Below are 12,627 nucleotides of genomic sequence, written 5' to 3'. Positions count from 1 at the left end.
TCAGGCCTGCTGCGGCCCCCGCCGCTGGGGCAACGAGACGACCCCCGCGCCCGACACCGTCCCCGTCGCCCCCGTCGCCGGTTCGGCCGGCGCGGGCGGCAGCCCCGCGATCTGGCAGAGCAGATCGCACCAGGCCGCCAGGTGCGCCCCCGTGTCCGGCACCCCGCCCAGACCCTCGTGCGGCGTCCAGGACGCCCGGATCTCGATCTGTGTCGCCGGCCTGCGGTCCGCCAGCCCGCCGAAGTAGTGCGAGCCCGCCATCGTCACGGTCCCGCTCGCCTCCCCGTACGCGAGCCCCCGGGCCTCCATGGCCCCCGTCAGCCAGGACCAGCACACCTCGGGCAGCAGCGGATCCGCCGCCATCTCCGGCTCCAGCTCCGCCCGGACGAGCGTCACAAGCCGGAACGTACCCTTCCAGGCCTCGTGGCCGTCCGGATCGTGCAGCAGCACGAGCCGCCCGTCCGCGAGGTCCTCCTCGCCGTCCACGACGGCCGCCTCCACCGCGTACGCGTAAGGGGCGAGGCGCTGCGGGGGCCTCGTCGGGTCGATCTCGATCTCGGGTCGCAGCCGCGCCGAGCGCAACGCCTCCACCGCCCGCCGGAACACGGGTGGAACCGGGTTCGCCTCCGTACTGTCCGCCGTTTCGTCCGTCCCTCGATCGCCGTCGGAATGATCGGAAAAATGTCCCTGAGCCGCAGCCATGCGGGGAAGAGTAGGCGGAACGGGGCCTCCGTGCAGGGAGGGACACCCTGCCCGGACGAGCGGCTTCCCGCCACATGCGAAGATTCTGGTCGTGAGTGCCAACGACCGCCCGCAGGGCCAGCAGACGAAGCAGCAGTCGCGGACGTACGACTCCGCGTTCCTCAAGGCATGCCGGCGGGAGCCCGTGCCGCACACCCCCGTCTGGTTCATGCGGCAGGCCGGGCGCTCCCTCCCCGAGTACCTCAAGGTGCGCGAGGGCATCCCCATGCTGGAGTCCTGCATGCGGCCCGAGCTGGTCACCGAGATCACGCTCCAGCCGGTCCGCCGCCACAAGGTCGACGCCGCCATCTACTTCAGCGACATCGTCGTCCCCCTCAAGGCCATCGGCCTCGACCTCGACATCAAGCCCGGCGTCGGCCCGGTCGTCGCCGACCCGATCCGCACCCGCGCCGACCTGGCCCGGCTGCGCGACCTGACCCCCGAGGACGTCCACTACGTCACCGAGGCCATCGGGATGCTCACCGGCGAGCTGGGCGACACCCCGCTCATCGGCTTCGCGGGCGCGCCTTTCACCCTCGCGAGCTACCTCGTCGAGGGCGGTCCGTCGCGCAGCCACGAGCGCACCAAGGCGATGATGTACGGCGACCCGCAGCTGTGGGCCGATCTCCTCGACCGTCTCGCCGAGATCACCTCGGCCTTCCTCAAGGTCCAGATCGAGGCGGGCGCCTCCGCCGTCCAGCTCTTCGACTCCTGGGTCGGCGCCCTCGCCCCGGCCGACTACCGCCGCTCGGTGATGCCCGCCTCGGTGAAGGTCTTCGACGCGGTCGCCGGCTACGGCGTCCCGCGCATCCACTTCGGTGTGGGTACGGGCGAGCTGCTCGGCCTCATGGGCGAGGCCGGCGCGGACGTCGTCGGCGTCGACTGGCGCGTCCCGCTCGACGAGGCCGCCCGCCGCGTCGGCCCCGGCAAGGCCCTCCAGGGCAACCTGGACCCGGCCGTGCTCTTCGCCGGGCGCGAGGTCGTCGAGGCCAAGACGGACGAGGTCCTGGCCGCCGCGAAGGACCTGGAGGGACACGTCTTCAACCTGGGCCACGGCGTCATGCCGTCGATGGACCCGGACGCCCTGACCCGTCTCGTGGAGTATGTGCACACGCGGACGGCGGTCTGAGGCACACACGACGCCTGTCCGACGGCCACCGGGGGAGACCCCCGGTGGCCGTCGCGCTTTCGTCAGACGGCCGCGCGGACCGCCGCCGTCGCCTTGCGGGCCGCGATCAGGACCGGGTCCCACACCGGCGAGAACGGCGGCGCATACCCCAGGTCCAGGGCCGTCATCGACTCCACCGTCATCCCCGCCGTCAGCGCCACGGCCGCGATGTCCACCCGCTTCCCCGCGCCCTCCCGGCCCACGATCTGCACCCCGAGCAGCCGGCCCGTGCGCCGCTCGGCCAGCATCTTCACCGTCATCGGCGCGGCCCCCGGGTAGTAGCCCGCCCGGCTCGTCGACTCCACCGTCACCGTCACGTACCGCAGCCCCACCTCCCGGGCGTCCTTCTCCCGCAGGCCGGTCCGGGCGATCTCCAGGTCGCAGACCTTCGACACGGCCGTGCCCACGACCCCCGGGAACGTCGCGTAGTCACCGCCCACGTTCGCCCCGATGACCTGGCCGTGCTTGTTCGCGTGCGTCCCGAGCGGCACGTACCGCTCCCGGCCCGAGACCAGGTCCAGGACCTCGACGCAGTCGCCGCCCGCCCAGATGTTCGCGTGCCCCCTGACCCGCATCGCCAGATCCGTGAGCAGCCCGCCGTACGCCCCGAGCGGCAGCCCCGCCGCCCGGGCCAGCGAGGTCTCCGGCACCACCCCCATGCCGAGGACCACGACGTCCGCCGGGTACTCGGCCTCCTCCGTCGCCACCGCACGGACCCGGCCGTCCTCACCGGTCAGGATCTTCGTCGCCGCCGCCGAGGCGACCGTCGTGATCCCCAATCCGTCCAGCGCCCGGTGCACCAGACGGCCCATGTCCGGATCCAGGGTCGCCATCGGCTGCTCGCCCCGGTGCAGGAGCGTCACCTCGTAGCCCCGGTTCAGGAGCGCCTCGGCCATCTCCACACCGATGTAGCCCGCGCCGACCACGACCGCCCGCCGCCCGGGCGTCCCGTCGAGGGAGTCGAGGAGCGCCTGCCCGTCGTCCAGGGTCTGCACCCCGTGCACCCCGGGCGCGTCGATCCCCGGCAGCGCCGGGCGCTTCGGCCGGGCGCCCGTCGCGACCACCAGCTTGTCGAAGCCCGTCCAGGCCTCCGTGCCCGTCTCCAGGTCCCGTGCGAGGACCCGCTGCCCGGACACGTCGACCGCCGTGACCTCCGTCCGCATCCGCAGGTCGATGGCGCGCGCCCGGTGCTCCTCGGGGGAGCGCGCGATCAGCTCGTCGCGCGTGGCGACGTCGCCGCCGACCCAGTACGGGATGCCGCAGGCCGAGTACGAGGAGAAGTGACCGCGCTCGAACGCGACGATCTCCAACTCCTCCGGCCCCTTGAGCCTGCGCGCCTGCGACGCGGCGGACATCCCCGCCGCGTCGCCACCGATGACCACCAGTCGTTCGCTCACCTCTCCATTTTGGGCTCGGTTCGCCTCCGGGGCGCCGAAGTCGGTGGAACAGCCCCGACCGTGCTCGCCTCCTCCGTCCCTCAGGGGGCTCCGCGCGCCCGGGACCGTTCCACCGGCGCGCCCCTTCGGCTCACTCGCCGGTGCTGGGGGTGTCGGGCGTCTCCGGGGGTACGGGGGCTCCCGCGGCGTTGCGGCGGGCGGCCGGGACGGCGGGCGGGGTCTCCGGCAGGGCCGCTGGGCCGGCGGCCGTGCGCCCGGCGCGGCGGGGGCGGACGACGTGGCGCCACACGAGGTAGACGATCAGGGCCACGGCCAGCCAGGGCGCAAGGGCCGCGAGCACGACGACCGCCCAGGAGACCGCGGCGACCAGGGCGTTCCAGCCGCCGCTCAGGGCGTCACCGAAGCCGGGGCGGCTCTCCTCCTCGGGCTTCTCGGCCGGCGGCTTCTCCTTCTGCGACAGTTCCAGGGTGATCGTCGCGAGCGACGTGCGGTCCTTCAACGAGGACTGCTGGGCCAGCAGCGACTCCAGGTCCGCCTGGCGGCGGCTCAGCTCGCCCTCCAGGGTCACCACGTCCGTCAGCCTCTCGGCCCGCTCCATCAGCGCCCGCACCCGCGCCACGCTCGCGCGCTGGGTGGCGATCCGGCTCTCCACGTCCACCACCTGCTCGGTGACGTCCTTGGCGTCGGCCTTGCGGGCCAGCAGCTTCCCCGTGCCCGTGAGCTCGGTGAGGACGGAGTCGTACCGCTCCTGCGGCACCCGCAGCACGATGCGGGAGGTGACGTACCCGTCGTCGATCCGCTCCGTCGTCTCGTTCTCGACGTGCCCACCCGCGCCTGCCGTCACCTCGCGCGCCGTGGCCAGTGCCTTCGTCACGTCAACGACCTCGACCGACAGGGAGGCGGTACGGATGACGTGCTGCTGCTGGGCGGGAGCCTTCGACGGCGCCGACGGGGCCTTCTCGGCGCCCGAGCCCGCGTAGCCGTCGGCGGCGCCCTTGGCGTCCGCGGGCGCCGCCGCGCTCAGGTCCCGCTTCGAGTCCCCGGCCATGTCGGTGCCGCCGGCTCCGCAGCCGGTCAGCACCAGCGCCGCGGTGAGCAGGACCGCGCCCGCCGCCGCCCGCGTTCTCGCCGTCGTGTGTGAGCTCCGCATCGAGTCCCCCCAAGGGTGGTAGGTGTTGCCGGTTCGACGCACCAGCCCACCGAACGGGTTGCCCTCCGGCGGTAGCGATGCGGTCACGGTCCGGCCTCGGAACGGGAGCGGCGGGAAGAGGCGGCCTCGGAACGGGAGCCCGTGGGCGATTTGAGAGAGTGGTCCCATGAACGCGGACACCACGGGACAGCACGCCGGGCCTCATGTCGTCGTCGCCGGAGGCGGTGTCGCCGGACTCGCGGCCGCCCACCGGCTGGCCGTCGCCGGCCACCGCGTGACCCTCCTCGAAGCGGGGAGCCGCCTCGGCGGCAAGCTGCTCGCCGGGGAGATCGCGGGCGCGCCCGTCGACCTCGGTGCCGAGTCGCTCCTCGCCCGCCGCCCCGAGGCCGTCGCCCTCGCCCGCGCCGTCGGCCTCGGCGACCGGCTCCAGGCCCCCGGCACGACCACCGCGTCCGTCTGGTCCCGGGGCGAGCTCGTCCCCATGCCCAAGGGGCACGTCATGGGCGTCCCGGGCGACGCCCACGCCGTCGAAGGCCTCCTCTCCCGGGAGGGCGTGCGCCGGATCGGCCTCGACGGCGAACGGCCCCCGACCGAGATCGGCGAGGACATCGCCATCGGGGAGTACGTCGCCGCCCGCATGGGCCACGAGGTCGTGGACCGGCTCGTGGAACCCCTCCTCGGCGGGGTGTACGCCGGTGACGCCTACCGCATCTCGATGAGGGCCGCCGTCCCCGCCCTCTTCGAGGCCGCCCGCACCCACCCCACGCTCACCGCCGCCGTCCGCGCCGTCCAGCGGGCCGGGGCGGCCGTCCCCGCCGACGCGGCGGGCGCCGCCACCGGCCTCGGCGGCTCCGTCTTCCTCGGCGTCGAGGGCGGTGTCGGCACCCTGCCCGGCGCCGTCGCCGACGCGATCCGCGCCGCCGGCGGCGAGATCCTCACCGACGCCCCCGTGAGCGGGCTCCGCCGCACCGGGGCCACCGGCTGGCAGGTCGTCAGCGGCGACCGGGTCCTCACCGCCGACGCCGTGGTCCTCGCCACCCCCGCCGGACCCGCCGCCGCGCTCCTCGCCCCGCACGCGCCCACCGCCGCCGCCGAGCTCGACGAGATCGACTACGCCTCCATGGCCCTGGTCACCCTGGCCTTCCGCCGCACCGACCTGCCCGCCCCGGCGGGCACGGGTCTCCCCGCCCTGCCGGGCTCGGGTTTCCTCGTGCCACCCGTCGACGGCCACACGATCAAGGCCTCCACCTTCTCCTCGCAGAAGTGGCGCTGGGTCACCGACGGCGCCCCCGACCTGTTCGTGCTGCGCACCTCCGTGGGCCGCCACGGCGAGGAGGAGCAGGTCCACCGCGAGGACGCCGACCTCGTCGCCGCCTCCCTCAAGGACCTCGCCGCCGCCACCGGGCTCGCCGCCCGCCCCGTCGCCACCACGGTCACCCGCTGGATCGGCGGCCTGCCCCAGTACCCGGTCGGCCATCTCGCCAGGGTCGCCCGGGTCCGCGAGGCCGTCGCCGCCCTCCCCGGACTGCGGCTCGCGGGCGCCGCGTACGACGGTGTCGGCATCCCCGCCTGCATCGCGTCGGCCCATCGAGCGGCAGACGAGATCATCGCCACGTCGAAAAGGACCGACCCCGGTGCGGGGCACTCCCTGTGACGGGCGAGAATAGGCGTATGAGTGCGCCCGAAAAGATCCCGAACGCCGGTAAGAAGGCGAAGGACCTCAACGAGGTCATCCGCTACACCCTGTGGTCTGTCTTCAAGCTGCGCGACGTTCTCCCCGAGGACCGCGGCGGCTACGCCGACGAGGTCCAGGAGCTGTTCGACCAGCTCGCGGCCAAGGACATCACCGTCCGTGGCACGTACGACCTCTCCGGTCTGCGCGCCGACGCCGACGTGATGATCTGGTGGCACGCCGAGACGAGCGACGAGCTCCAGGAGGCGTACAACCTCTTCCGCCGCACCCGCCTGGGCCGCGCCCTGGAGCCGGTCTGGTCGAACATGGCGCTGCACCGCCCCGCCGAGTTCAACAAGTCGCACATCCCGGCCTTCCTGGCCGACGAGAACCCGCGCGACTACGTCTCGGTCTACCCCTTCGTGCGCTCCTACGACTGGTACCTGCTGCCGGACGAGGACCGCCGCCGGATGCTCGCCGACCACGGCAAGATGGCCCGTGGCTACCCGGACGTCCGCGCCAACACGGTCGCCTCCTTCTCGCTCGGCGACTACGAGTGGCTCCTCGCCTTCGAGGCCGACGAGCTGCACCGCATCGTGGACCTGATGCGTCACCTGCGCGCCTCCGAGGCGCGGATGCACGTCCGCGAAGAGGTCCCGTTCTACACCGGTCGCCGCAAGAGCGTCGCCGACCTGGTGGCGGGCCTGGCCTGACGGCCGTACGAAAACCTGGTGGTGGCCCGGCTCCCGGCCGGGCGCGCCACCCCTTGACCCGGAAGATCAGACGACAGGCGGAACATGGCCTGCCGCTCCAGCGACACCGGGTCCGGCTCCGGGTGCGGCGCGCATGACGCGCGCCGCACCGGCGTCATTTCCGGGGGCATTTCCGGCGTCGTTTCCGGGGTCGTTTCCGGGGTCGTTCCGCCTCCGGAATCCTTTCCCTCTCAGCGCCGGCCGCGCAGAGCCGCTCTCAGCTCCGGCTCCAGGACCGCGGGCCCACGCGTCGCGAGGGCCGTCAGGGGATCGGTGACCGACAGCCTCGCGAGCAGCCGCTGACCGGCCGGCGAGGCCCAGCGGGTGTGCGGGTAGACGTCGATCCGCCCGATCAGCAGACAGAGCCCCGACGCGAGCAGCGGCAGGGCGAACCCGGCGAGGACCGGGGCCCGTTCGGCGGCGGGCACGAGCAGCGCCGACGCCGTCCCGAGGGCGAGACTCAGCAGGAAGCCGGCCCGCACCGCCCCCAGCCCGGCGTCGACCTCCCGCCGGCCCGACGCGGACACGGCGAGCCCCCGTTCGACCAGCCGCTCCGCGAGCAGGTGTACGGGGTCGGTGGCGGCGACCACCGGACGTACGGCGGGAATCGGCGCCTGTCCACCGGGCCCGAGCGCGCCGATCACGGCCCGCTCCAGTTCGTCCCCCGCGCAGGCGTCGGCGTTCACGACCGTCGCCCAGCCGGTGCGGGCGAGCAGCAGCCGCCGCGCCCGGTGCATCGACACGAGGGTCAGATCGGTGACCCGCAGCGGCCCGCCGGCGAGGTAGGCCGCCTCGCCGACGGTGAGTTCCGGCGCGGCCCCGGCCGGCGTGTCCCCGGCGGACGTGTCCCCGCGAGCGGGCCGGGCCGCCGCGAGCGCCGCCCGGCAGAGCCGCGCACAGCCGACACCGGCCACGACACACGCCACGAGCAGCAGCGGAACCCAGACCATGTTCGATTTCTACGGGAGGCGGGGCGGGCCCGCCACCGGAAGGGTCGATCAGCTGCTTGAGCTGGAGCACGAACTCCCGCTGGAACTGGAGCTGGAGCACGAACTGGAGCTTGAGCTGGAGCACGAGCTTCCGCCCCCGCCCCCACCGCAGCCGGAGCCGCCCCCGGAACAGGACCCGGACGAGCACGACGACCCGGACCCGCCGCCGGAGCAGGACCCGCCGCCCCCACCACCACCCCCGCCGCCGCAGGCGCTGGTCCCCGCGCACCACACGGCGGCCGCCCCGAAGTCGTCGCCCGCGTCCGTGCTGTCGTACCGGTACGGCGCGGGGCGCCTGCCACCGCCGCCGCGCCGCCGGGGCGGCCCGTAGAACCGGGCGGCGGCCAGGATCTGCTCCCGCAGCACCGGATCGGGGAGGGCCCGGAGCCCGTGCAGGGCCACCAGCAGAGCAGGGTCCGCGAGATGGGCGTGAGCCCGCCCGTACGCGAAGACCGCGCTCCGGCCGGCCGGGGTGACCTGCCGGGCGGCGAGCGACCCGCAGACCAGCGCCGTGAAACCGGCGGCGAGTATCACCGGCACCACCTTGAAGACGAACGGGAACGGGGGCCGGGGGGAGGCGGCGATGTCCACGGCCGTGAGGACGATCGACACCGGGAACAGCGCGAGGGCCGTGAGGCCGAGCACGGCGCACCACCGGAGCGTGGTGCGCCGGGTCGCAGGGTCGACGACGAGCCCGCGCGCCGCGAGCCCGTCGCCGATCTCCTGGACCGCCGGGTGCCGCATCACGGCCATGCGCAGATGGTGCAGCGCCCCGTGCGGGGCGGCGGCGTGCGCCTGGAGCACGGCGCGCTCCACCGGGTCGTACGCGGTGGGGCGGACGACGGCCACGATGCCGGGGCCGCCGATCGCCAGCCTGCCGTCCGCGTGGAGGGCGGCGAGGGCGGTGTCGACGACCCTGGCGGGGCCGCCGTCGAGGAAGGCGGCCTCGTACCGGTCGTGGACGGGTCCGCCGGGCCCCCTTCGGGTCCGGACGACCCGGGTGACGAGCAGCGTGATGCCGGTGACGCCGGCGAGGTAGCAGAGCGCGGTCAGGACGTCCACGGGCACCTCATCTCCTTACCAGTGCGTGGCGGGCGGCCCGTACGAGCCGGGTGGCGCGGCCCGGCGGGCGGCTGCCGGAACGGTCCTGCCACCACTCCGTGAGCCGCCGTCGTGCCGCCGGATCCTCCGGTCGCCCGGCGACCAGCAGATGCTCGGCGAAGTCGAGCGCGTCCCGGCGGTAGCCGCCCGTCATGGGACGGTATCTGGCGTACGCGAGGAAGGCGGGCCGGTAGCCCTTGCCCAGGATCTCGGGCAGCTCCGGTGCGACCTTCGCGACGACCCCGGCCCGCTTGGCCGCGAGCGCCCGGCTCTGCACGCCGAGCCGTCGGCTGTCGAAGCCCTCGGGCACGGGGGTCCCGGCGACCAGCGCCGACAGCAGGGCGGCCTGGGCGACGGCGACGCGCTGCCGGGCCCCGGGCTGCGGGGCGGGCGCGGTCTCCGGTACGGCGAGGGGCGCGTCGGGCACGTCGCGCGCGCCGCCGGGCATGAAACCGCCCGAGACGCGGGCACCGGCCCCTATGAGGAGCGGCGCTTCGGGCGCGGGTCGTGAGAACGGGGCGCCGTGCTGGTGGGCCGTGCCCACCCGTGCCGCCCCGGCGGAACGTATCCCCGCAGCGGCGGCGGCCGTCATCCGGATCGCGCGCAGTTCATCGGCCAACTCCTCCGCCGCCGGAAAGTCGTCGTCCCGCTCAAGCAGCACGCCCGGCGGCGCGACCCGGGACGCGAGGTCCGCCAGTACGTCGAGCACCGCCCGCGGCACGGGATGCGCGTGCGTGTCGTGCCAGACCCCGTCCCGCTCGACACCCCCCGCCACGTGCACATAGGCGATCGCCTCCACCGGCAGCTCCGACAGCGCCCGCGCCGGGTCCTCGCCCCGGTTGACGTGGTTGGTGTGGAGATTGGCGACGTCGATGAGGAGCCGTACCCCCGTACGCTCCACCAGCTCCGCCAGGAACCGCCCCTCGCTCATCTCCTCGCCCGGCCACGAGACGAGCGCCGCGATGTTCTCCAGGGCGAGCGGCACGGGCAGCGCGTCCTGCGCGATCCGTACGTTCTCGCAGAGCACGTCGAGCGCGTCCCACGTCCTGGGCACGGGAAGCAGGTGGCCCGCTTCGAGCTGCGGGGTCGCCGTGAGCGGCCCCCCGGCCCGGACGAACGCGATGTGTTCCGTGACCAGCGGCGCCCCGAGCGCCACCGCCTTCTCGCCGAGCGCGGCGAGCCGCGCCGGGTCGGGCCGGTCGGCGCCCCCCAGCCCCAGCGAGACGCCGTGCGGCACGACCGTGACGCCGCGCTCGCGCAGCCGGGTCAGGGAGTCGGGCAGGTGGTCCGCGCAGATGTTCTCCGCGACGACCTCCACCCAGTCGACGCCGGAAAGACCCTCCACCGCCTCAGCGATCTCGGGGCGCCAGCCGATGCCGATGCCGAGTTCCGTCATGTCCCCCTCCTTCGGTCCTCAGTCACCCACCTGATGGCCCCGGCGGAAACGTTCGAACCCCGAGAGGGCGACCTTCAGAGCTTGATTTGAGGTTCCATTTCGGTCACGCCGAACGGGGGGTGGCCCTCCGCTAGAGCGGGGGGCCGGCACCAGTGCGCCGGGCTGCGTGACGCACGAGGCTGAACGGGTCGTACAGGAAGCCCACTTGGAGGAAATCGTGGTCACGCGCTTGTCGGTGCTGTGCTGCATTCTGCTGCTGGGAGGACCGGCCGTGGCCGCTGCCGCCCCCGCCTCGCCGCAGGCCCGGGTCCAGGTCCAGACGCGGCACGAGGAGCGGGCCCGCGGCACCCTGGTCTCCGCCGTGAAGCTGTACACGCTCGACTCCGCGCAGGCCGTGACCGACGAACTGGGCAGGGCCGGTTTCGACGGCGACGTCGTCGAACACGGAGTGGTCGCCTACCGGCTGGTGTACCGGACGATCGACGCGCAGGGGCGGCCCACCACGGCGAGCGGCCTGCTCGCGCTGCCCCTGAGCGGTGAGCGGCGGCTGCGGGTGGTCTCCTTCGCGCACGGCACCGGCAGCCACAAGGACGACTCCCCGTCGATGCGCCGGGGCGCGTTCGTCTCCGCGCCGGTGATCGCGCACGCGTCGGCGGGAGCGGCCGCCGTCGGACCCGACTACCTGGGGATGGGCGTGGGTCCCGGTCCGCATCCCTGGATGGACATCGAGTCCGAGACCACGGCCTCCCTGGACATGCTGAGGGCGGCCCGCAGCTTCGCGCCCCGCACCGGGCGCGTACTGGAACGCGAGGTGCAGGTCACCGGCTTCTCACAGGGCGCGTCGGCGGCTCTGGGGCTCGGTCGGGCGCTTCAGGCGGGCGAGGACCGCTGGTTCGGGCTGGGCGCGCTGGCCCCGGTCAGCGGCGCCTACGACTTCGGCGGCTCGGAGCTGCCCGCGCTCCTCGCGGGCCGGCTCGAAGCCAAGTCCGGCGTGCTGTACGCGGCCTACACCCTGGTGGCCTTCAACCGGCTCCACCCCGTCTACGACCGGCCCGACGAGGTCTTCAAGGCCCCGCACGCCGACACGGTCGAGGCCCTCTTCGACGGAGCGCACACGGGCGAGCAGCTGATGCGCGGCACCCCCGGCACGCTCGACGCCCTCCTGACCGCCCACGGCCGCGAGCTGCTCGCGCGTCCGACGGGAGGCCTGGCGGCGGCGCTCCGCGACACCGACGCCGTGTGCCGGGACTGGGCTCCGCGCACACCGACCAGGCTCTACGCGGCGACCGGCGACGAGCAGGCCGTCACGGCCAACACCACGGTGTGCCGCACGGAGTTCCTGAAGCGCGGCGTGGACGTCCCCGTCGTCGACCTCGGCCCCGTCGACTACCACGGCTCCCGTCACCTGGGGTCGAACGTCGCGGCCACGACGGAGATCGTCCGCTGGTTCGAGCAGCTGCGCGAGCGCTGACGGAGAGGCGGGGAAGGGCAGGGCCCGGCCGACCCGGCTCAGCCGGCCGGGCGGGGGAACGCGGACACCACCGTGCACGAGCCCGGGGCGATCTCCGTGAACCCCGCGTCCCGTACCACCGGAAGGCCGCTCGTCGTCAGCGCGGGCCAGTCCCCGGCCGCCGCGGTCCGGACCGCGAGCGGGAAGCCCGCCTCGTGCCAGGTCTTCCGGTCGGCGTCCGTCATCGCCCACCACAGCAGCTGCGCGCCGTGTCCGGCCTGCGCCATCGCCTTGCCCGCCGACATGTCCAGCTCGGGGTTGAGCCACAGCACGGCCGCCCCCTCCGGTACGGGACCGGGCGCGGCCGGGTCGTCGAGATCGGTGCCCGAGACCTGGAGCTTGGCCAGCTCCTTGGGCCAGCCGTCGAGCGGGACCGGCGGGAAGACCCGTACCTCCGCCTCGGTACCGGTGACGGTGATCCCCGGGAGCGCGCCCGCGCGCCGCCACTCCGCGCCGCGCGCCCGGCGCACCACCTTGCGGATCCGGGCGTCCTGCCAGTCGGTCATCACCTGGGCCCACTCGCCCTCGCCGAGGGAGCGGTCGTCGGTGAGGATCTCCAGGACGGCGCGCGCGGCGGTCTCCAGGGCGTCGGTACGGGACGGCGGCGCGTCCCGTTCGATCCGTACGACCAACGGCAGGACGAACTGGGGCTTCTCATCGCGGAGATCGGTCTCGTTGCTGCTCACCGGGCAAGTCTGCCACTGCCGTCACGAGTGATTCTTGTAGGAATGGGCAGTTCCGGGCCAGGATG

Annotated in this window: 11 protein-coding genes; 4 read left to right on the top strand and 7 right to left on the bottom strand. The window is 74.3% G+C overall.

The features are described from left to right. Positions 1–702, bottom strand: a complete 702-nt coding sequence (locus tag OG259_RS10535; protein ID WP_328942038.1) for a DUF3000 domain-containing protein — start codon at positions 700–702, stop codon at positions 1–3. A 91-nt stretch (positions 703–793) separates the two neighbouring features. Between OG259_RS10535 and hemE the strand changes: the two genes are divergently transcribed. Continuing rightward, positions 794–1,870, top strand: a complete 1,077-nt coding sequence (hemE, locus tag OG259_RS10530; protein WP_328942037.1) for a uroporphyrinogen decarboxylase — start codon at positions 794–796, stop codon at positions 1,868–1,870. Positions 1,871–1,932: 62 nt separating this feature from the next. Here the strand turns inward: hemE and OG259_RS10525 are convergent, their stop codons facing one another. Both OG259_RS10525 and OG259_RS10520 read right to left on the bottom strand, forming a co-directional pair. Beyond that, a complete protein-coding gene (locus OG259_RS10525) occupies positions 1,933–3,306 on the bottom strand; it encodes an FAD-dependent oxidoreductase (RefSeq protein ID WP_328942036.1) in 1,374 nt (457 codons plus the stop codon). Between the two features lie 130 nt (positions 3,307–3,436). Beyond that, the gene (locus OG259_RS10520; protein ID WP_328942035.1) at positions 3,437–4,456 is read right to left on the bottom strand and encodes a DUF4349 domain-containing protein; all 1,020 of its coding nucleotides are present in this window, start codon (positions 4,454–4,456) and stop codon (positions 3,437–3,439) included. Positions 4,457–4,622: 166 nt separating this feature from the next. Between OG259_RS10520 and hemG the strand changes: the two genes are divergently transcribed. Both hemG and hemQ read left to right on the top strand, forming a co-directional pair. Continuing rightward, positions 4,623–6,110 (top strand): protoporphyrinogen oxidase, encoded by a 1,488-nt coding sequence (gene hemG, locus OG259_RS10515; protein WP_328942034.1) that lies wholly within the window; start codon positions 4,623–4,625, stop codon positions 6,108–6,110. 17 nt (positions 6,111–6,127) lie between these two features. Continuing rightward, on the top strand, positions 6,128–6,841 hold the full coding sequence (gene hemQ, locus OG259_RS10510; protein WP_229313113.1) for a hydrogen peroxide-dependent heme synthase: 714 nt from the start codon (positions 6,128–6,130) through the stop codon (positions 6,839–6,841). A 230-nt stretch (positions 6,842–7,071) separates the two neighbouring features. Here hemQ and OG259_RS10505 read toward each other — a convergent pair whose 3' ends face one another. The 3 genes from OG259_RS10505 to OG259_RS10495 are packed head-to-tail and all read right to left on the bottom strand — an operon-like array spanning position 7,072 to position 10,366. After that, positions 7,072–7,830, bottom strand: coding sequence for a TIGR04222 domain-containing membrane protein (locus OG259_RS10505; RefSeq protein WP_328942033.1), 759 nt, complete (start codon positions 7,828–7,830; stop codon positions 7,072–7,074). A gap of 48 nt (positions 7,831–7,878) precedes the next feature. Beyond that, positions 7,879–8,931, bottom strand: coding sequence for a TIGR04222 domain-containing membrane protein (locus OG259_RS10500; protein ID WP_443052120.1), 1,053 nt, complete (start codon positions 8,929–8,931; stop codon positions 7,879–7,881). Positions 8,932–8,938: 7 nt separating this feature from the next. Then, on the bottom strand, positions 8,939–10,366 hold the full coding sequence (locus OG259_RS10495; RefSeq protein WP_328942031.1) for a DUF692 domain-containing protein: 1,428 nt from the start codon (positions 10,364–10,366) through the stop codon (positions 8,939–8,941). Between the two features lie 271 nt (positions 10,367–10,637). Between OG259_RS10495 and OG259_RS10490 the strand changes: the two genes are divergently transcribed. Further along, positions 10,638–11,837: a lipase gene (locus OG259_RS10490; protein ID WP_328942030.1), complete on the top strand. Its 1,200-nt coding sequence runs from the start codon at positions 10,638–10,640 to the stop codon at positions 11,835–11,837. A 38-nt stretch (positions 11,838–11,875) separates the two neighbouring features. Here the strand turns inward: OG259_RS10490 and OG259_RS10485 are convergent, their stop codons facing one another. Beyond that, positions 11,876–12,562, bottom strand: coding sequence for a peptidyl-tRNA hydrolase (locus tag OG259_RS10485; RefSeq protein WP_328942029.1), 687 nt, complete (start codon positions 12,560–12,562; stop codon positions 11,876–11,878). Positions 12,563–12,627 lie beyond the last annotated feature (65 nt).

The organism is Streptomyces sp. NBC_00250 (genome assembly GCF_036192275.1).
In the GTDB taxonomy this organism is placed as follows: Bacteria; Actinomycetota; Actinomycetes; order Streptomycetales; family Streptomycetaceae; genus Streptomyces.
Note: the sequence above shows the minus strand (reverse complement) of the source record. Positions and strands in the feature narration are given on the sequence as shown.